This is a genomic window from Alkalinema pantanalense CENA528, assembly GCF_050753345.1.
GTDB classification, from domain to species: Bacteria; Cyanobacteriota; Cyanobacteriia; order Leptolyngbyales; family Leptolyngbyaceae; genus Alkalinema; species Alkalinema pantanalense.
On sequence record NZ_JBLZFX010000002.1, the window covers coordinates 53,326 to 73,197 of the forward strand.

Sequence of the window (19,872 nt, forward strand, 5' to 3'; positions counted from 1 at the left end):
TCCCTAGTACACCGGGATAAACCCTATGCACTAGAGATATTCATTGCGACTACTAGCTCATTTTCACTACTAACTCAGCGCAGTTACGATCGCCGAAGCCTCCTCACCATTGATCCGCCACAACGCTCGACTGGCCTCCTGCCGCACGAGGGATAATTCCCCTTTGCACGCTGCAATCAATGCCGGAACCGCTTCCTTCGCCTCTGCCCCGATCGCGCCTAGGGCATAGGCTGCCACCCACCGCACCTGCCAATCCTCATCCTGCAAACAGCGGGTCAGGGCTGGTACCGCAATTTTGGCATTGGATTCAAAACTGGCCAGCACCCAAGCGGCACTACTGCGCACATGGGGCACCTTGGATTCCAACGCACTAATCAATGCAGGAATCGCAACAGTCCCAATTTTTCCAAGCGCCGCGATCGCTTCTCCGGAAATGCGGCGATCGGAATCCCGAATCCGCTCCACCAACGCCGGGATTGCACTGCGAGCTTCAGCACCAATCTGACCTACGGCTCTAATCGCTTCCTGGCGCACTTGCCAATGATCATCCTGGAAGGCTTTGACCAATCCCGGCAACACCGGTTTCGCCGCCCCCCCCAAATCACTCAGTTCGCGAATCGCCCGTAACCGACTGTCTAATAATTCATCCTGCAATCTAGGCGCGAGTCGTGCCAGCCGTTGCTCCACCTGCGCCCGCCGCAACAACTCCGCACTCAAGCCCACACGCCGACCCAATTCATCCAGAATAAACTCTGGGATATCCATATCCACACCACGGGAGAGACAACAATCCCGCAACGCTAAGAGAAATCCTTGGATACTTTCTGGCGCACCGGGCATCGCGTCTGCTTGCAGCAATAAGTCAGCCCATAAATAGGCTTCGTTGCCATACAATTCGACTAAATGTAATGCAGCCAAACATTCCGCTAAGGGATCAAGGGCAAAGCAGATTTGATCCTGGGCTGGGCCAACGGTGTGTAGAATGCGTAAGCGTTTTTCCAAATGTTTGAGCCGAGCTTTGGCCGTTTCACTATCCACCCCTAACTGCGTTTCCAATTCCATCAAAATGGTTTCTCGCCTTGCAGGAGCCGGACGGAAGGATTGCTTTAAGCATTCCCAAGCAATAATTTTGCTGTCTTGGTGAATGGTGGGATTATCCGGTTCATCTTCGTTGTGGTTACGGTTGAGTTCGTTTAAGTAACTCAGCATTAAATCGGGAATATTATCCGGCAGATTTTCTTCCCGATCGTGATCTTTAGTCGAAATCATTTGCTCAGCGTAGAGTTTCGCCAGCAAGACGGTGATATTGCGCTGCCCCACCATTTTGGACAATTGGCTACAGGCATCGAAGTATTCTGAATCCTTAAACAATTCCCGTTTATTACATTGGGTCAGATAGGCTTCTAGGAAAGACGAGAGGCGATTGCCTTCAATCCGCATTGGACGTACGATCGTCTTCGGCACGCCATCCAGCGTTTCCTCTACCCGCGACGTCACAATCAGCGCATTGGCCGGAAAATCAGGATGGCCGGGACGAATCTCCTGCCGCGTCGCCTCACTCAGTTCCGACAGGCGATCGACAATCACTAAAATTCGGCGTTGGCGCAATAACTTTTCAATAAACTCATCGGACAGGGGTTCCGCCGAATCCACCAGCGCCTGCAACTGCCCCCGAATCGCCTCCCGGAAGGGATCCTTATCCTCCGGCACTTTAAAATCTAGTTCCTGTTCCAGCAATACTGGAATCATGCGATGGCGGCAGAGGCGCTGCTCTTTTTGCTCAGCCATGGCCCACTTCGCCATATTGCAAGCCAAACTGGTTTTGCCAATCCCCCCTTCCCCCCAAATCAGCAAGCACTGCCGCCCATCCCAAAAAGTAGAATGCATATCCTGACTAGTCAGTTCTGCGAACGTATTCCCTTGCATGACGACTGGGATGGGAATGTAAACCGCGCGATCGCTGACGGTCGTCTTGTGGGCAAAGGCATCCCGTGCGATCGGCACTTGTTGTTCGACCCAAGCATCCAGAACCCGAGGATGGTAATGAAACCAACCCATGAACATGACAAACCGCAGGGGGACTTTAATCGTATTGCCGAGGGGCGTGGGCAGTTCAAAATCCGTATAGGGTTTGAGCAAATCATTGAGCTTGAGTAGCCACAGCGGACGCACCAGTAAAATGAAGACCCAAAAGGCAGGGGTCGCTAGCACATACAGCCCAATTAGGGCGATCGCGGGATTGTCCTTAGACCAATCCAACGTGCGCTCAAACAGTTGCGAATCTTTAGTGGATTTCAACACGGTGAGCGATCGTTTCACCGCGACGATGACTTCATCATTGAAGCCGTTACTGGGATCCTCCAAAATCGGCAAGGTCTTTTCCAACGACTCCATGGCATCAGTGAGATCTGCGCGGGAAAGCTGCGTTGCCTGATCCTGTAACCCCCCAGCAATTCTGGCCAGCGCTGCCGCCGCACTCAACCGCACGCCCATATTAGTATCTTTGAGCGTCTCGGTCAGGGCGGGCACTGCCAACTGGGATTCATAGCCAATCCGTCCCAAAGCAGCAGCAGCATTTAACCGCACGTCTTTATCTGCATCGGCCAAAACTTTCATCAAGTCGGGGACAGCGGGGGCTGCGGCTTCCCTCATGCGACCTAAGGAGAGAGCCGCAAAGGATCGCAATTCTCGATCGTTGCCCTGCAACAACTTGACCAGCTCTTCCACCGAGCCGCCTGCTTCTTCCCCAATACGGCCTAGGGCGGTAATGGCACTAAGGCGAATGTCCTTATCGGGATCGTGCAACGCTTGGCTGAGGGCAGGTACAGCAGTCTTGGCCTCAGGCCCCAGACGCCCCAAGGCAGTAATGGCACTTTGCCTGACCCCTTCATCATCATCAGCGAGGGCTTCAACCAATTTAGGAACTGCATTCTTAGCGTCACTGCCTAGGCCAGACAGGGCCGCGATCGCATTAGACTTGACCCCTTGACTGGAATCTTCCAACGCCTCAAGCAAGGCCGGTACGGCAGACTTAGCTGCGGATCCCATGCGGCTGAGGGCATTGGCTGCACTAATCCGAACCCCTTCGTTGGGATCCTTCAGAACCACAATCAATTCAGGAATGGATGCCTTAGCTTTTGGGCCAATCTCACCCAAGGTGCGCGCAGCTTGACTCCGAATTTCTGCATTGCGATCGCTGAGAGCTTCGCTGAGGGCCGGAACGGCTAATTCTGCGTCGGAGCCTAGTTCGGAGAGCGTTGCGATCGCCGCTAGGCGATTTTTCAGGGGGGCTTTGCGATTCTCGATCACTTCCAGCAGTGGCTCAATGGCAGCAGAACCCGCTTGTTGCAACATTTGTACGGCTTTGTCCCGCTTAGCCTCATTCGTCAGTTTTTGCACCTCTGCCACCAGTCGGGCACTGGCCCAGGCCGGGGGCGAAGTCACCAGCGCAATGGGCATGATGCACCAGGCACTCAGTTGCATTACCCAGAATAGCGATCGCAGATTGGAAGTAGCCATAGCACCCGCAGGAAAATCAACGTTGTGAGGAAAAAACGTTTAGCAGGGTGCCCTCTAAAAACTGGAGTCCATCCTAATGGCTACCCACAACCAGCATGCCAGGGTCCCCAGACAGAGTAACTCTTGATCGGTGGATCCACTTTCAAGCGTGATTGAACTAGTCGAACTAGGAAGGCATGACGATACGCGGAACAAAAGAACGGTAGTGAGATGTAGATGACGAAGCCTTAGAGAGGCAACCCTGCTTGGCCTAGGATGCCCAATGAGGGAAACCACCGAACAGGCGATCGCAAAATTTTCAAACCCTCGCACAATTACGGGGGCCGCAGTCCATTATTTTCTGCAAGCCGCTATTTTCTCAAGCCACTATTTTCTGCAATCTGCAAGCCGCTATTTTCTGCAAGCCGCCAGCCTCCGCCCCACCCTCAAATCTCTGCATGGATCGGAATTTGAATCACAAACTCAGTACCCACCCCAGGCGTTGAGCAGCATTTGAGATACCCTTTGTGCTTTTCTGTGACAATTTGATAGCTGATGGACATCCCCATGCCAGTCCCCCGGCCCACGGGTTTAGTCGTAAAGAAGGGATCGAAAATACGTTGCTGAATCTCGTTGGGAATGCCGCTGCCTGTATCCGAGATCGCAATTTCTACCCAGTTCGATCGAATCACTGATGTACGGATTGTAATCCGCCCCATGATTGCAAAATTCTGCAGCGGTTTATCTTCGATCGCATCGATCGCATTCGCAATCACATTCATAAAAACCTGATTAAGTTGCCCCGCATAGCATTCCACAGGAGGCAATATCCCGTAGTCCCGTACCACCTCAATTCCTTTACGTTGGCCTTGGGGCTTGAGGCGATGGCTTAAAATCATCAGTGTGCTGTCAATTCCGTCGTGAATATCTACGGTTTTCACATCCGCTTCATCCAACCGCGAAAAGCTGCGGAGGGATTGGACAATTTCGCGAATTCTTTCGGTGCCGGTTCGCATCGACGTTAATAACTTCGGCAAATCATCCCTCAGAAAATCTAAATCATTGTCTATTCTGGTCTCTACGATCGATACTGTGGGATTCGGATATTGTGCTTCATATACAGCCAACACCTCAAGTAAATTCTGCACGTAATGATGGGCATGAATCAGGTTCCCATGGATAAAGTTAACAGGATTATTAATCTCATGGGCAATCCCCGCAACCAGTTGCCCCAAACTTGACATTTTTTCTGCCTGCACCATTTGAGTCTGTGTGCTTTGCAATTCTTGTAGGGTGTGCTCTAGATGAATAGTCTTTTCCTGTAAAGCTTGAGTGCGTTCCTCAACCTTTTGTTCTAAGGTTTGACTATATTTTTCAAGTTGTTGCGTTCGTTCTTGAACTTTCTGTTCTAGCGTTTGATTATAGTCCTCAAGAGCATTCCGGGCATTATGTTGTTCCTGTAGTAATTCCTGTACCCGTTGAAGTAATTGATTAAAAGATTGGGATAACACCCCGACTTCATGGGTATTGTTTGCAGCCGCAGCTTGGAGGGTGAAATCTGCTTTTTCTGTAGCTTGTTGGGCTACGGAGGCCAAGTGATTTAACGGAGCCGCGATCGTTCGGGAAAACTGAACAATTCCAGCCGTCACAGCAATGCTTAGCCCCAGGAAAAACCAGGTAAACATGGAAGCGACTTGATACCCGGCGGCCTGAGTTTGCGTCAGTTTCACCGAGGTCACCGTCACCCAATTGGTATCCGGAATGGTCGTCAGCGCATATTGACGATCGCCCGCAGCCCAATACACTGAATAATGATCTTCAAAGGACAACCGATCGGATAGAACAGCCCCATTTGCTAAATGACGCACCTGTTTAAGCAGTTCCGCTTGGTCAGGAATCTCTTGAGAACTACTAATCCCCTTAGGCCGCACCGTTGCAATGACCGTAGGCTGCGCTCCAATCGCAATCAGTTGAAGCTGCTCAGAACCTAGCAGTTGAAGATTTTGGACATCCTTTTTCAAATATTCCAATTGAGCTGCATCATAGCCTCCCTTCAGAATGCCCGAGAAAACTTTGGTTTGTGGATCATAGATAGCTGTCACGATTTCGATCGTCACCTTTTGGCTGGACTGATCAAATTTAGGAATCCCTATCCAATGTTCTTTGTGCTTGCCGTTCTGCCACCAAGCTTCATCACTTTGCACAAAGTCGCTAGTTGGCTGGCTATAGGCCACATTGAAGCCATTGCGCTCTGTAATAAAAATTTCAGCAAATTGACTACTCTCAGCACTATCTTTTAAGTACTGGTTTAGGGATAGATTCGGCTGGATTAACTTTGTCTGGCGAAATTGGGTTTCAACCTGTGCAATGGGTAACTTGGGAAGATCCATCGCTTCCGTCTGCAAAGCCCCCGATTTTACACTATCCATCACTAAGGGATTCGCCGTAATTGTCTTCAGTAAAGCTAGTTTACTTTCTAAATCTCGATGGGTTAATTCTGAGATTGTACCGGATAGGGATTTGAGTCTGGTCTCCGCTTGTTGGGCTGCCCGCTGGTAGGTCAAGCCCCACACCATCATTCCTGCAAGTCCGATCGGTAGGAGGCTCATGGGTAAAAAGGTGACCAGCAACTTTTTCTGGAGAGACATGGCCGCTGCCTTCTCCCTACCTTCGAAGTGCAAATGCCGAAATTTCATAGGTGATAAAACCAATGCCCCAGGCAAAATATTAACTAGTCAAATTCCACTAAATGGAACATATCTACTCTGGTTAAGTGTTGCATAGAACCAGTTATCCCTAGCCCAACGGTCGATCGATGGACTTGCAACAACGGTGGGGAGACACCTAATAGGGAAGGTAGAGCAAGAAACACCATATATTGCCAGAGTGCCCTGATGGGAGGCAAAACTATCTAAATCTTGATGAATCTCAATATCAGCCCTTCAGTCGGCAGACAGTCACAGGGCCAGTCTTCCCCCATCATCATCCAGCTTTGGTCACAGCTATCCACTATTGCAAAGACAACTGTTGTAAAGACAACTGTTGTAAAGACAACTGTTGCAAAAACAAAAGAAGTGCCACCCGAAAACAAGTGACACCACCCAATATCATTTGATTGTGAAATGACTGATCGCGCCTCAATAGGCAGTAATAGAAGAAATCACTAAATGAAACTGTCCGGGAGTAAATTTTGGATTGAGTTGGCCGTCATATTCAAATTTACTCAGCATCAATTGCAACGATCGAATTTGACTCGGGTCGATCGGGGCTGTATTTTGCAGCGTCTTAGCCCGAAATACCGGAATCATTTCTGCAAAGGGAATGCGGATTGTCATCCATTCGTTGGGCTGGGTATCAAAAGCATAGGCATAGGCGATCGTGTCCCAGCCCATATCACTACGGGCAAGGAATTTGTAACGATTGCCATCACCCTTTAACCGCAGTTCTAGCCCTTGATAATTAGCCAAATTCAACGGAGCCTCAAAGTTGCGCGTGCGCACCGAAGCAAACCCACCGGAATTGGCTGTGGAAACATTGCCCGTAAACAGCGCTCCCTCGATCGTCCGAATCAACGAACTAGCGCTGACACCCCCCATCACCACATCATCCACCGGGCCCCAAGTTTGCGGCAGATTGTCGATCGTCGTGAAATCAAACACCACAGCCTGCCCGGAGGTCACGCGGGTCACTTGCGGTTGGGGAACGGGTAAATTGGGTTGAAACATTTTTTGCATCCAACTGACGATCGGAATGACTTCAAAGTAATCCAGCGTCTTGACCAAGCGACCTAAATTTTCCAAGGGATTGGGTTGAGACATCGGGGTTACTCAGCAAACTGAGCGTAATGAACGGTTACACGGAGCCAGTAGATCCTATTCTAAGGATTTATCCCTTCCCCTGCCGCGAGCTATTGGCTGGATCATGCCTGTGGATCATCCTTCGCTTCCCAACAACCGAGTTCGATCGATTTAGGGGAGAATTTCAGGAACCGTCGTCAGTTTTGTTACTTTTTTTCATAAAGATTCGTAAACTAAGAATCAGTCTATAAATTTATACTTTTTATCTGATTATCTTTGTCTGATGACCTTGGTCCATTTCTTGAAGTCCATTTATCTAAGTCCATCCGTTGAGTACATCTATGGAGAAAGCTATGGGACGAATTGCGATCGCAGAGCGGGCTTGTCTATTGGGTCACTGTTTGTCCCTCGCCTTTGGGTTAGCGGGCTTGCTCCTCGTGCTGCCTAATCCCGAATTTATTGCCCTCTTACCCGCCTTTGGACAACGAGCCTTTGCCTACAGCATGGCGGGCGGAGGCGTGGTTTACATTGTGCTAGGGGCGATCGCCGTTTCCCTCTATGCCTATCGGGTACTGGGGTATCAGCGCTGGCTCACCTTCATGATTCCTGCGGTGGGGTTGTCCCTTTGTAGCGAACTGCTGGGCACTAGTACAGGGTTTCCCTTCGGAGCCTATAGCTATCTGGATGGATTGGGCTACAAAATTGCGGGCTTAGTCCCCTTCACCATTCCATTGTCTTGGTTTTACGTCGGGCTGTCCTGCTATGTCATCGCGAGATCGGGCCTGGAACAACTGAAACTTCCCACCTGGGCTAGAATCATCGGCAGCATTATCATTGGCGCTGGCCTCCTGACCGCCTGGGACTTTGTGCTCGATCCCGCCATGAGCCAAACCCCCTATCCCTTCTGGCAATTCCAAGATGTCGGTGAATTTTTCGGGATGCCCTATCGCAACATTACCGGATGGCTAGGAACCGGAATTGTCTTCATGACTGCCGCCTCTTTGTTTTGGGGCAAGGGCACGATCGGTCTACGTCGCGATCAATTGAATACCCCCTTGGCCATTTACCTGATCAATTTTGCCTTTGGGGCCTTGATTACGTTGGCGCAACTGGATCAACGGTTCTGGGTCATGATGGCCATTTCGGTCATTTTTGGCGTCGTCCCCGCGATCGTTCTCTGGCGCAAGGTTCCGGTTGAGACGCCCACCGTTGCTCCGGATCCCACTGAACCTGTGGCTAAATCGATCGCCGCTAGCTAATTTTCGTCCGCCCTTTCCGTTACGGTTTTGCCTGTGTTAGATGCCACCTTTGCCCTGATTCTGTTACTGCAACTGCCCGCGATCGCGATTTTGCTCTCCCGGTTGCTGCGCGGGCCTTTCCGCCATCCTCCCCTGCAACCCCGATCGGCAGATCCCAGCCAAATTGGCAAAGTCAGCGTCGTGGTTCCCACCCTGAACGAGGCGGCAAGGCTGCAACCCTGTTTGGATGGATTGACCCGCCAAGGGCCGGAAGTGCGGGAAGTCGTGGTCGTGGATAGCCGATCGACGGATGGCACCCCCGATCTGGTCAAAGCCGCATCCATGAACGATCCCCGCGTTCAACTAATGCAGGACGATCCCCTACCCAACGGCTGGGTGGGACGCCCCTGGGCACTGCACAGCGGATTTCTCGCTAGTTCCGAGCAGAGTGAATGGATTTTGGGGGTGGATGCCGATACCCAACCCCAACCCGGCCTAGTCGCCAGCTTACTCGCCACTGCGGAAGCGGAAGGCTATGACCTGATTTCCCTATCCCCTCGGTTCATCTTGAAATCCGCTGGGGAACTGTGGCTACAACCCGCCCTGCTGATGACCTTGGTCTACCGCTTTGGGGCAGCGGGAGAAACAGGTAACCAGGCCGATCGGGTCATGGCCAATGGCCAATGCTTCCTCTGTCGTCGATCGCTGCTGGCGGATCTGGGCGGTTACAGTAGCGCTCGCCAATCCTTTTGTGATGATGTGACACTGGCGCGAAATGCAGCAGCCTTGGGGGCCAAGGTGGGATTTTTAGATGGGGCCAAGGTGCTGAAAGTACGGATGTATGAAGGCTGGCGGGAAACCTGGGAAGAATGGGGCCGATCGTTGGATCTCAAAGATGCCGCTTCCCCAGAGCAAGTTTGGGGTGATCTCTGGTTTCTCACCATGACCCAGGGACTCCCGATCTCACTACTTCTATTCAGTGCAATTTGCTATTTCGCGGGCAATACCTCGTTACCTGTGCTTGGCAGCTTGGTTGGCAATAGCATTTTAGTGCTCATGCGATTTGCCCTAGGATTCGCGATCGCGCCGTCCTACGATTTCAGTCAAGCCCAGGGGAAACTTTGGTTTTGGCTATCCCCCTTAGCGGATCCCTTAGCTGTCTGGCGAATTTGGCTGTCCTCTAGCCGCACACCAACCCAGTGGCGGGGCAGGATTTACAGCGCTGGCTGAATTTGTAGTGGTCAAGACAGGTTCGATCGGTAATTGGGCGATCGAACCCTTATCAATGCCAAATCAATGACAAAAGTTGCGGTTATGTTTCAGTTTGTTGCAACCCTTGGTGAGTTCCGTAGCAACCTTTCCCTCCCATAGTAAAGTGGGAATCAATAAAGCTGTATGAGTTTAGCTTTGATAAAAAGAGGGAAAAACACTCATGGTTCAGCGTGGTTCAAAAGTTCGCATCCTGCGTCCAGAATCCTATTGGTACAATGATATTGGTACCGTGGCATCCATTGACCAAAGCGGCATTAAGTACAACGTAGTGGTGCGCTTTGACAAAGTGAATTATACCGGCTTCAGCGGTAGTGCCAGTGGCGTCAACACCAACAACTTTGCGGTGAGCGAATTGGTGGAAGTTGAAGCTCCTCCCGCTAAGGCTAAGAAAGAGGGCTAAGGTTTATTCTCTTAGAGATTGTGTTTGAGGTTTACTCAAGCCAACTCTTGGAAGATATTTCAGCAGTCACAAGCCATCTGGAGTAGATCAATTGATCTACTCCATTTTTGTATTCATGGGCTAGGATGATGAACTCAGTATCCAGATCTCTCACTAACCGCACCAATACATTAGTTATGCAGCTTGAGTTATGCAGCTTTCCATTGTTGGTTACAGCAGTATATTGAGAGGTAGAGATTCGAGCAGAAGATTGTAGTCATGCAAAGTGCTGAGTACGAAACGCAATACAAACAAACTGTGATTGATTTCTTTAACGGCAGAACAAGCTATGACAATGACTACACAATTCGCCGTTCCCTTCCAATTCTCGATTTGATTCCGTTTCAACCTGGACAACGGGTGCTAGATATTGCAACAGGTACAGGAATTATCGCGATCGCGGCGGCGCAGGCAGTAGGCAGGGAAGGTCAAGTCATCGGAGTCGATTTTTCTAGCGGAATGCTCAGTCAAGCCCAGCGAAAAATTCAAGAATTAGGTTTGCAAAACGTGCAGCTAATTGAGGCAGATGCCGAGACTATCGATTTTGAGGATGAAAGCTTTGATGTAATTCTTTGTTCGTCAGCTATTGTCTACTTTAAGGACATTCAGACAACATTACAAAACTGGTATCGTTGGCTCAAAGGTGGCGGTATTATTGGCTTTTCATCTTGCTCGAATCAGTCGTGTGAAGCACCCCTTATCATTGAAGTTGCTGCTAGGCATGGAGTCACTGTACCCAATATCAACGAGCCAACCGGAACCCCGGAACGATGCCAACAGTTATTAGAAGATGTTGGATGTAAAGATATCAAAGTAAAATCCGAGCAAATGGGATTCTATAAATCTGTTGAGCAAGCTAGACAGTGGAATGGAGGCTGGTTTCATCCGACTGAGAATCCACTTTCGGCCTTGACATTTGAGCAGTTGAATATCTTGATAGCGAGTTATGTTGAGGATATTGAGGCACAAGCAACTGAGCGAGGTGTTTGGTATGAGAACATGACTTTTTTTTCCGTGGGTTACAAGAGACGCCATTGCGCTGCCCAGTTGCTTTGTGAGGACAACGATCGTGCCTGAGTTGCCTGAAGTGGAAACCGTGCGTCGGGGATTGAATGAGACGACCCTGAACCAGATCCTGACTGGCGCTGAGGTGTTGTTGCCTCGCACGATCGCCTATCCGGATCCCACAGATTTTCCCCACAAATTAGTCAATTGCACGATTACCCAGTGGCAGCGCCGGGGTAAATATTTACTGGCAGAATTAGGAGAGGCCGGCTGCCAGGGCTATTTAGGTGTGCATTTGCGCATGACGGGACAATTGCTCTGGGTACCATCCGATCGGCCCGTAGAAAAACATACCCGAGTTCGCTTCTTTTTCCAGAACGATCGGGAATTGCGATTCATCGATACACGCACCTTTGGACAAATTTGGTGGGTGCCGCCCGATCGCTTGCCCCAAGATATCGTGCACGGCTTGCAAAATCTGGGGCCAGAACCCTTTGATGCCGCCTTTTCCACCGATTATTTAGCTGATTGGTGCCGCGATCGCAAACGTCCCATTAAAAATGCCTTACTCGATCAAACGTTAGTCGCTGGGGTGGGCAACATTTACGCCGATGAATCATTGTTTTTAAGCAATCTGCATCCGACGACCCATTGCGCTGATCTGCAACCCCAGCAACTAGACACGTTACGTCGCCATGTCATTCAAGTCCTAGAAGACAGCATCGCTGCCAAGGGTACCACCCTACGGGATTATCGCACCGTGGAAGGGGTGAATGGTAACTATGGTGGACAAGCGTGGGTGTATGGCCGAGATGGGGAAGCTTGTCGGGTTTGCGGAACGACGATCGAACGAATTAAGCTAGCGGGTCGATCGGCCCACTATTGCCCCCGCTGCCAGCCCGGTCAGCCCAGCGATCGCCGCTCAGCCACCCAACTATCTGATCCCAAAACTACAGGTAAAAAAACACGCAAAACTACAGCTAGCAACACATTAAAAACAACTCGCTCATCACCTCACATACAGCATTAATGCAAATCTTCCATGCAAACACGTCAATACAGTTAGGTTAACATAGGTGCTTTATCACAGAAGCACATTCAAATACAGGTACATTATCAACCAGTGCATCAAAACAGCAATTGCACCAAATCACCTCGCACCCATCCCTGACGGTGGGATTGCCCCAAATATTGAACGTGATACCAGGTGTATTGACTCGTTCGATCGGTCGTCATTTCATTAACAAACACTTTATCGCCATGGAGGCCAGCAAATAGCGCATTGTAGCGAGTGTCTGGCCCCGATCGGACATTCAACCGTTCTCCAGGCAAGCCTGCATCCAAAATCGCTAGGGATGGGAAAAATTCGCCACCTACCCCTGGAAATTGCAGAAAATCCTCCCGAATCCAACCCCGATCGTCGGGATTAATTCGCACCATGTACCAGATGTATCCCTGTTGGCCACGTTGCCCATCCATAATTTCCAACTTTTGCCCCAAGGTTGCATAGGTCAACGCTTCCGAATGGGTCGTTGGCTGCGATCGCACATTCACAATATTTCCCGGCTGCACATTCACCACATAGGCCGGTCTTGCCAACGCGGCCACCGCCGACAAGAGAACCACACTAACCGTCGTAACACCCGCTTGGATTAAGCTTAAAAGTTTCATAGAAGCATCCCTCACAAGTCACAATAGCGGCGTACAGTTGCTCCCACTGATTAGGAAATTGAGCCGTGCAAGATCGATCCTCCTAGGATAGGGATTCCTTAATTTTAATTCCGGAAATAATTAGTGTTCCTTATCCTATTCCCTTCGATCGTGACTCAGGTTTCTAGAAAATGGTTGCGAGGTTTTACATTTCTTTCCATTCAGGCGACCCGACTCCCCGTCAAGTGCTCCTCAGGGATACAGTTCATCGTCTATCCTAGAAAACTGTTGAACAAGCACTGAACCTATGGCAGGACATAGTAATGGCAGGACATAGTAAGTGGGCTAACATTAAACGACAAAAAGCCCGAGTGGATGCAAAACGTGCCAATGTCTTTACTAAAATCTCGCGGGAAATTATTGTTGCCGCCCGTGCCGGAGCCGATCCCGCAGGAAATTTTCAATTGCGCACCGCGATCGACAAAGCCAAGGCAGCCGGGATTCCCAATGACAATATTGATCGAGCGATCGCGAAGGGCTCCGGCACCTTGGAAGCCGATGGAAATGCATTGGAAGCCATTCGCTATGAAGGCTACGGGCCTGGGGGGGTAGCAATTTTAATCGAAGCCCTGACCGACAACCGCAACCGAACCGCCGCCGATTTGCGAGCGGCCTTCAGCAAAAACGGGGGCAACCTGGGGGAAACGGGCTGCGTGGGCTGGATGTTTGAACAAAAAGGCGTGGTTTCGCTCACTTTTGATCTCACCCCGATCGGACGAGGCCGCAACCGCATTCCTGCCACCCTGGACGAAGAAGCCCTACTGGAGGCTTGTCTAGAAGCGGGGGCAGACACCTATGAGTTAAGCGACCTGTCGGAATCCGAGGACATGGAGATCGGGAAACTCGCGGAAGTCTTCACGGATATTACCAATCTAGAAAATCTCAGTCAGACGTTGCAAAAGCAGGGCTATATCGTCTCCCAGGCAGAATTCCGCTGGATCCCAACCACAACCATGGAATTGGAGGATGCCGATCAAACCCGATCGCTCTTGAAACTCATTGATGCCTTAGAAGACTTAGATGATGTGCAAACGGTAACCGCTAATTTTGAAATTAGTGATGAGTTAATGGCCATGAGTTTGGCATAACTCACCTAGTAACATCTTCCGTTGCATATCCCCGTTCAAAATGCTTTTTTGGTGCCACCGGGGCCAATACGGGAAAAACTTCGGGTCAACTGGAAAGCCCCGCCCAGCTAGCCCGAAGTCTTGTGCTCTATACCCCTCTACATTAAGCTTTCACCCGGCTACCTTGCTTCATCCAAGTCGGTGATTTAACATCATCCGATCGATTCATCCTACTGGGTGACATGTGATCTTTGTCACATATCCACTAGTAACCATAACTGATTGTAGGCCCAAGTGCACAGCAACTTTTAATCAATACAGTCCAGGATTAACGTAGCTATCCATTTATGATTGCTAGTTGTATTAACACAGACAAAGGAGTTTCTACGGTCTAGATGATTCATTGGGTTAGCCCAACGAGATCGCTTTTTCGGGCGCGGGTTCCTGATCCAAGTCGTAGGATTCCAACCGTCCGTCTTCCATGTGGATCAAGCGATCGGCCACATCCAAAATCCGGTTATCGTGGGTCACTAGTACGACAGCAGATCCCCGCTCCTTGGCCAAATTACGCATAATTTCCACCACATCCCGTCCAGATTTTTTATCCAGCGCTGCAGTGGGTTCATCGGCTAGGACTAACTTCGGGTTGGAGACTAACGCCCGCGCGATCGCCACCCGTTGCTTTTGTCCGCCGGATAATTCATCGGGATAGTAATTCATTCGTTCCTGCAATCCCACCGCTTCCAACATGCCTTCGGCCATCTCCTTAGCTTCGGTAGGCGTAATTTGGTCGTGGAGTTCCAACGACATCATCACATTCTGTTTAGCCGTCAGGGAATTGAGCAAATTATGGGCCTGGAAGATATAGCCCACATTTCGCCGCAGTGACACCAATTGAACCTCCGATGCATTCCGCAACTCCTGACCTAGCACCTTCATACTGCCTTCCTGGGTCGATCGCAGGGCACCAATCAGCGTCAAAAGCGTAGTTTTCCCTGAACCCGATGGCCCCGTCATAATCACCACTTCCCCCGGATCAACCGTTGTCGTTACTTCAAAGAGAATCTGTTTACGAAGATTTCCCTTACCAAAGTAATGATTCACTTTGTCGATCGCGATAATAGGCTCAGTCATGGAATTCAATCCGGTTTAGAAAACAGCAAGAAAAAATTGCAAGCCAATATCCAGAGGGTGTAGAAGATCTGAACAATTCTGAACAATAACGTCTGAAACAAAGGTCTAAAGAAAGTATTTAAACAAGGGGTCTGAATAAAGTGTCTGAATAAATCGACTAGCATCCCTCGCCTAAGACAAACCACCGATCAAGAGATATGTTCAATTTTAAGCAAGTTTGTCTAAAATTGCCTGGATACTATCATAGATAAACGCCAATTCCCCATCAGTGATGCAGTAGGGCGGTAGGAGATACAGCACATTACCCAAGGGCCGCAGGAGGAGATGGTGCTCGATCGCCAACTGCCGCACCGCAACCGAAACCGAATTGAGATATCCCTCGGGCACGGTGGTAATGTCCATGGCAGCGATCGTGCCTGTCACCCGCAACCGTTGGACTTTGGGATGGTCTTGCAGGACTTGGAGATGCGCCAAATGCTGGGCTTCCATCGCGGCAAATCTGGGTTCATACTGTGGCAACAGATCCAACCCCGCGATCGCGGCGGCACAACCTAACGGATTCCCCGCATAGCTGTGGCCATGGTACAGCGTCTTACTGAGATCTTCGCTGTAAAAGGCTTCGTAAATTGCCTCTGTGCAAACCGTAGCGGAAAACGGCAAAAAGCCCCCTGTAATCCCTTTAGATAAACAAATAATATCGGGACTAATTCCCACCCTTTCGCAGGCGAATTTTGTGCCTAGACGCCCAAACCCCGTCATGACCTCATCGAAGATCAGTAGCACACCCCATTCCTGTAAACATTGCTGTACCTGCTGCAAAAACTGAGGCCGCCCCATGCGCATTCCGTAGGCTCCCTGCACTAACGGCTCCACAATTACCCCAGCATAGAGATCGGGGTTCTGCTGGAGTTTTTCCTGTAGAATTGCCAAGGCTGCGGCTTCCTTGGTTTCAATCGCCGTATCTCCCAAAAACGTATCGGGAAAGGGAATAAACTCCACGTCAAACAGCATTGGCGCAAAGGCATCGGAATAGGTCGATCGAGCACAGACCGCCATCGCCCCAAAGGTATCCCCGTGGTAAGCACCTTCAAAGGCGATAAACGTACGGCGTTGCTGTTTTTGATTCAGCCAATACTGATAGGCCATTTTCAGCGCTACTTCCACCGCCGTAGAACCATTGTCGGAATAAAACACTCGCGTCAAGGGTTCTGGCAACAGCGTAGTCAACCGTTCCGCTAAGGTTTCCGCTGGCTGGTGGGTAAAGCCCGAGAAAATCACTTGTTCCAAGGTACGAGCTTGGTTGTAGATCGCTTCTGCAATGTGGGAATGGGCATGGCCATACAAGTTAACCCACCAACTGGAAATGCAATCTAAAATCCGTTGGCCACCCTCTAGCTCCAGCCAAGCCCCTTGGCCCGCAACAACCTTAAGTGGATCGGGAGCTGTTTTTGCCTGGGTGTAGGGATACCACAGATTAGGGTGAGCCATGGGTTACAAACAAGGATGATGGATTAAGAACAATCGCAATTATTAGAAACGGACTAACCACTCAATAAGATCGGCAATAAGATCGGCTAGAAAGCAGCGATCGCTTAGAAAATATCAGCCGGATCAGCATCTTGCACTTTGCGCACTGCAATAACGCCAGAAATTAAGCACATAATCACCGCAAGGCAAAATACAAAAACACCACGATTGGTGGTCATACCAACGGGTAATGCGGTGGCATTTCTGGTCAAAACGTACATACCGCTGCTAAGTAGATAACCGGGAATGAAGCCCATAACTGCCAAAATCATTGCTTCTTGAAACACAACTTTCAGCAAATAGCGGTTTTTGTAGCCCATTGCTTTTAACGTTGCATATTCTGCTAAGTGATCCGTTACATCAGTGTAGAGGATCTGATACACAATCACGATCCCTACAATGAATCCGATCGCGACACCCAAACCAAAAATGAAGCCGATCGCAGTCCCTTCTTGCCAATATTTCAGTTCAACATTGATGAAGCCTTTCTTTGACAGAACTCGCACATCCCCAATGATAAAATCTTCCCGCGCCTGTTCTGGGGTTAATTTAGGGTTCACTCTTAAAGAACCCGGCATCGTGGCTTTCAGCGTATCTAGCGTCTTGAGAACATCCGTTCCCGGTTCCAACTGAATAATCCCAACATTGATATCACCCTTTTCCCGTTGATCAAAAATTCGACGGAAATTATCATCACTGGTGATCACGTTACCATCGGCACCAAAGGACGCACCAAGTTCAACCAAACCAGCAATCTTCACTTGCTTATTAGAAATCTCAGTGCGAATCAGTTCACCTTTCGCTTGATATTCAGGAAATTTTTGCGCGATCGGTCCAAACTCTTCCCGTGACTTACTATCAAACAGCAACCGATCTTCTAAGCGAATTTCATTACGAGCCTGTACCGTAAATCCTGGGATCTCCAGCACATCATCACTAGGATTAACCCCGGTCACCATCAACTGACGCGTCTGAGATTTCGGCAAGCCTTCCCAAAATGGATTCTTCCAAGTCCCAAAGCCAATATACATGGGACTCACATTTTTGATTCCAGGAACTCCATAGGTTTGATACAGTCGGCGTTCTGGAAAATTTTCCATTGCAATCAATGCAGTGGATTGGGAACTGATGATAAAAATGTCCCCTTTCAAGTTTTTGTGAAAGGTGATTGCACTTTCAAATAACGCATCCTGGAATCCCAGTTGCAGAAACATCAAAATAACCGCAAAACTGATACCCGCGATCGCGACCAAAAGACGGATCGTTTCACGTTTCAACTGAAGCCAGGCAAGGGGAATTGCAAACATACGGGGAAACTATTAGTAAACTCACTGATCAATTCGCTGACAAACAGACTGACTGACAAACAGACTGACAAATAATGCTAGCAAGCACACAGGAAAACTCACTGATGAGTACACTCTGAACCAACTAGGGATTGTCTAAGAAACAATATCCCCGATCCACGCACCGACCCATCGACCCATCCACCCCCAGACCCATCCACTTGGGATTTGATTGATACGCTCTTCCCTGAGTACATTTGTTGATCCAGCGATCGGTAAGCGGACTCGTCAAACCGTTAGCCAATCCACTCGCAAAGCAACTAGCAAACTAATTGATAAACCGATTGGTAAGTCTATGAGTCAACTAATTTAGGCAATTGCCCAGCAGACGTGACTAGGGATTAATTGCAACTTTGACTTGAAGATTGGTTAACCCTGCCACCGGCTTACTGTCATCTAGCCGAATTTTGACTTCCACAATCCGAGAATCCTGTTTTTCCGCAGGATCGGCACTAGTCACCGCATTTTGACGAACTTGTCGGCCAATTTCCGTCACAGTACCACTAATCTCGCCCTGAAACGCATCACTCTTAACCCTAGCTTTGTTCCCTAAGGCCACCTTGCCAATGTAATTTTCATCGACCTCCGCTACCACAAACATTTGATCCGTGCGACCCACTTCCATGATGCCGCTGGTGCCAACCGTTTCTCCGTCCTTGGCATGCACAACCAAAACCTGACCATCAATGCGCGACTTCACCACCGCCGTTTCCAGTTCCACCTTGGCTTTTTCAAAATTGGTTCTGGCCACCAAGACTTGTGCTTCTGCTTGCTTAAGATCCGTTGGGCGAACCTCCGCCACACTACTGAGCCGCTGATCTTCCTTGGCGATCGCCAGATTGGCCCGAGCAATTGCCTGCTGCCGCTGCTGCACGGTTTGTTCCGCTTGGCCCACGGCCTTCTGGGCTTGGTCAAACTGTCGCTTGGTTGTAATGTAATTCAGTTCGCGACTTTTTAACTCCGCTTCAGAAATAGCTTCTTCCTTACGCAATTGGCTGTAGCGTTCGTAATCCCACTCCGCTTTTTTAAACTCTGCCTCCCATTTATTTGCTTCAAAAATCGCCTTTTGTCGCTCGAGCTCTGCGGTGCTCAAATCCGCCCGCGATCGCTCCAAATCCGTCCCTGCCTGCAACACTTCCGCCCGCTGCGCTCTAATGTCGCCCTGTTTCGCCCCGGCCCGAACCTGATCCAGACGGGTTTGCGCTTCAATCAACTGGGCTTCAGCTTGCCGAGCAGCGGCCACGAGGGACGGGTAATTATCCATCACCGCCAAAGGCTGCCCCGCTTTGACCTTATCCCCTTCCTTCACCAAGAGTTTCTCGATCCGGGAGCTAAAGCCCGTCGCAGGGGCAGCCACTTTATAAATTTCTCCAGCGGGCTCTAGACGCCCCAACGCTCCGATCGCATCTTTATTCTCTTCCGCCTTTGCTGCGTTGGTCGTTTCCGCCGGGGTGGGTTGATTGGGCTTCATCAAAACGATGGAAGTGCCGATGCCCGCGATCGCCACTGCAACCGCTGAAACAATCAGAACTAGCCTTGCACCAGAAGGGTTCATCAATGGATTGGGATTCAACGCTTAAACTCCTTGAAAAAACACAGCAGATGCATAGGCAGAGGAGGAAAGCAACCACAAGTCAGACTTAATCCTAGCGCCGATCCAGGAAGAAATACTATTCTCGGGCAAGTTAGCAACCGATCTACACGATAGAACAAGCAATTCGTCAGTCACACTTTAATTCTGAAAAATTACACTTCAATTCTAAAAATAATAACGAATTATGAAGGATTCTAGGCAGTCAATTAAGTCGGCCTATCTACATCCGATCCAGCAACCGACTC

General features: G+C 49.7%; 14 protein-coding genes. 6 read left to right on the plus strand and 8 right to left on the minus strand.

Annotated features, from left to right (window positions below):
* Positions 1 to 69: 69 nt before the first annotated feature.
* The 3 genes from ACN4EG_RS00920 to ACN4EG_RS00930 form a co-directional block, all read right to left on the minus strand.
* Positions 70 to 3,519 (minus strand): HEAT repeat domain-containing protein, encoded by a 3,450-nt coding sequence (locus ACN4EG_RS00920; RefSeq protein ID WP_431627240.1) that lies wholly within the window; start codon positions 3,517 to 3,519, stop codon positions 70 to 72.
* 425 nt (positions 3,520 to 3,944) lie between these two features.
* On the minus strand, positions 3,945 to 6,194 hold the full coding sequence (locus ACN4EG_RS00925) for an ATP-binding protein (protein WP_431627242.1): 2,250 nt from the start codon (positions 6,192 to 6,194) through the stop codon (positions 3,945 to 3,947).
* 441 nt (positions 6,195 to 6,635) lie between these two features.
* Positions 6,636 to 7,316: a CIA30 family protein gene (locus ACN4EG_RS00930; protein ID WP_431627244.1), complete on the minus strand. Its 681-nt coding sequence runs from the start codon at positions 7,314 to 7,316 to the stop codon at positions 6,636 to 6,638.
* Positions 7,317 to 7,636: 320 nt separating this feature from the next.
* Here ACN4EG_RS00930 and cruF point away from each other — a divergent pair, with 320 nt between their 5' ends.
* The 5 genes from cruF to ACN4EG_RS00955 all read left to right on the plus strand — a co-directional run bounded on the left by cruF (position 7,637) and on the right by ACN4EG_RS00955 (position 12,279).
* The gene (cruF, locus tag ACN4EG_RS00935) at positions 7,637 to 8,554 is read left to right on the plus strand and encodes a gamma-carotene 1'-hydroxylase CruF (protein WP_431627245.1); all 918 of its coding nucleotides are present in this window, start codon (positions 7,637 to 7,639) and stop codon (positions 8,552 to 8,554) included.
* Positions 8,555 to 8,587: 33 nt separating this feature from the next.
* Complete coding sequence (gene cruG, locus ACN4EG_RS00940; protein WP_431627247.1) at positions 8,588 to 9,763, plus strand: 2'-O-glycosyltransferase CruG; 1,176 nt, start codon at positions 8,588 to 8,590, stop codon at positions 9,761 to 9,763.
* A gap of 202 nt (positions 9,764 to 9,965) precedes the next feature.
* Positions 9,966 to 10,205, plus strand: a complete 240-nt coding sequence (locus tag ACN4EG_RS00945; RefSeq protein ID WP_431627249.1) for a photosystem I reaction center subunit IV — start codon at positions 9,966 to 9,968, stop codon at positions 10,203 to 10,205.
* Between the two features lie 258 nt (positions 10,206 to 10,463).
* Positions 10,464 to 11,321 (plus strand): class I SAM-dependent methyltransferase, encoded by an 858-nt coding sequence (locus ACN4EG_RS00950; protein ID WP_431627251.1) that lies wholly within the window; start codon positions 10,464 to 10,466, stop codon positions 11,319 to 11,321.
* Positions 11,314 to 12,279 carry a DNA-formamidopyrimidine glycosylase gene (locus tag ACN4EG_RS00955; protein WP_431627253.1) on the plus strand — a complete coding sequence of 322 codons (966 nt, stop codon included), beginning with the start codon at positions 11,314 to 11,316 and terminating at the stop codon, positions 12,277 to 12,279. The genes ACN4EG_RS00950 and ACN4EG_RS00955 overlap by 8 nt, the downstream gene beginning before the upstream one ends.
* 98 nt (positions 12,280 to 12,377) lie before the next feature.
* On the opposite strand, the gene ACN4EG_RS00960 is transcribed toward ACN4EG_RS00955, so the two are convergent.
* Positions 12,378 to 12,920 carry an SH3 domain-containing protein gene (locus ACN4EG_RS00960; RefSeq protein ID WP_431627254.1) on the minus strand — a complete coding sequence of 181 codons (543 nt, stop codon included), beginning with the start codon at positions 12,918 to 12,920 and terminating at the stop codon, positions 12,378 to 12,380.
* A gap of 302 nt (positions 12,921 to 13,222) precedes the next feature.
* Between ACN4EG_RS00960 and ACN4EG_RS00965 the strand changes: the two genes are divergently transcribed.
* Positions 13,223 to 14,047 (plus strand): YebC/PmpR family DNA-binding transcriptional regulator, encoded by an 825-nt coding sequence (locus ACN4EG_RS00965; protein ID WP_431627255.1) that lies wholly within the window; start codon positions 13,223 to 13,225, stop codon positions 14,045 to 14,047.
* 387 nt (positions 14,048 to 14,434) lie between these two features.
* On the opposite strand, the gene ACN4EG_RS00970 is transcribed toward ACN4EG_RS00965, so the two are convergent.
* The 4 genes from ACN4EG_RS00970 to ACN4EG_RS00985 form a co-directional block, all read right to left on the minus strand.
* Entirely contained in the window at positions 14,435 to 15,160 is a 726-nt protein-coding gene (locus tag ACN4EG_RS00970) for a DevA family ABC transporter ATP-binding protein (protein ID WP_431627257.1), read from the minus strand.
* A 207-nt stretch (positions 15,161 to 15,367) separates the two neighbouring features.
* The gene (gene bioA / locus ACN4EG_RS00975) at positions 15,368 to 16,648 is read right to left on the minus strand and encodes an adenosylmethionine--8-amino-7-oxononanoate transaminase (RefSeq protein ID WP_431627259.1); all 1,281 of its coding nucleotides are present in this window, start codon (positions 16,646 to 16,648) and stop codon (positions 15,368 to 15,370) included.
* 104 nt (positions 16,649 to 16,752) lie between these two features.
* The gene (gene devC / locus ACN4EG_RS00980; protein ID WP_431627260.1) at positions 16,753 to 17,994 is read right to left on the minus strand and encodes an ABC transporter permease DevC; all 1,242 of its coding nucleotides are present in this window, start codon (positions 17,992 to 17,994) and stop codon (positions 16,753 to 16,755) included.
* 373 nt (positions 17,995 to 18,367) lie between these two features.
* Positions 18,368 to 19,606, minus strand: coding sequence for an HlyD family efflux transporter periplasmic adaptor subunit (locus ACN4EG_RS00985; protein WP_431627262.1), 1,239 nt, complete (start codon positions 19,604 to 19,606; stop codon positions 18,368 to 18,370).
* Positions 19,607 to 19,872: the final 266 nt, after the last annotated feature.

Bases quoted from the DNA above. Each gene is read 5' to 3' on its own strand.
- ACN4EG_RS00920 (WP_431627240.1), bottom strand. From the start codon at position 3,519: ATGGCTACTTCCAATCTGCGATCGCTATTCTGGGTAATGCAACTGAGT.
- cruF (WP_431627245.1), top strand. From the start codon at position 7,637: ATGGAGAAAGCTATGGGACGAATTGCGATCGCAGAGCGGGCTTGTCTA.
- ACN4EG_RS00930 (WP_431627244.1), bottom strand. From the start codon at position 7,316: ATGTCTCAACCCAATCCCTTGGAAAATTTAGGTCGCTTGGTCAAGACG.
- ACN4EG_RS00970 (WP_431627257.1), bottom strand. From the start codon at position 15,160: ATGACTGAGCCTATTATCGCGATCGACAAAGTGAATCATTACTTTGGT.
- ACN4EG_RS00945 (WP_431627249.1), top strand. From the start codon at position 9,966: ATGGTTCAGCGTGGTTCAAAAGTTCGCATCCTGCGTCCAGAATCCTAT.
- ACN4EG_RS00925 (WP_431627242.1), bottom strand. From the start codon at position 6,194: ATGAAATTTCGGCATTTGCACTTCGAAGGTAGGGAGAAGGCAGCGGCC.
- ACN4EG_RS00965 (WP_431627255.1), top strand. From the start codon at position 13,223: ATGGCAGGACATAGTAAGTGGGCTAACATTAAACGACAAAAAGCCCGA.
- ACN4EG_RS00950 (WP_431627251.1), top strand. From the start codon at position 10,464: ATGCAAAGTGCTGAGTACGAAACGCAATACAAACAAACTGTGATTGAT.
- bioA (WP_431627259.1), bottom strand. From the start codon at position 16,648: ATGGCTCACCCTAATCTGTGGTATCCCTACACCCAGGCAAAAACAGCT.
- ACN4EG_RS00960 (WP_431627254.1), bottom strand. From the start codon at position 12,920: ATGAAACTTTTAAGCTTAATCCAAGCGGGTGTTACGACGGTTAGTGTG.
- devC (WP_431627260.1), bottom strand. From the start codon at position 17,994: ATGTTTGCAATTCCCCTTGCCTGGCTTCAGTTGAAACGTGAAACGATC.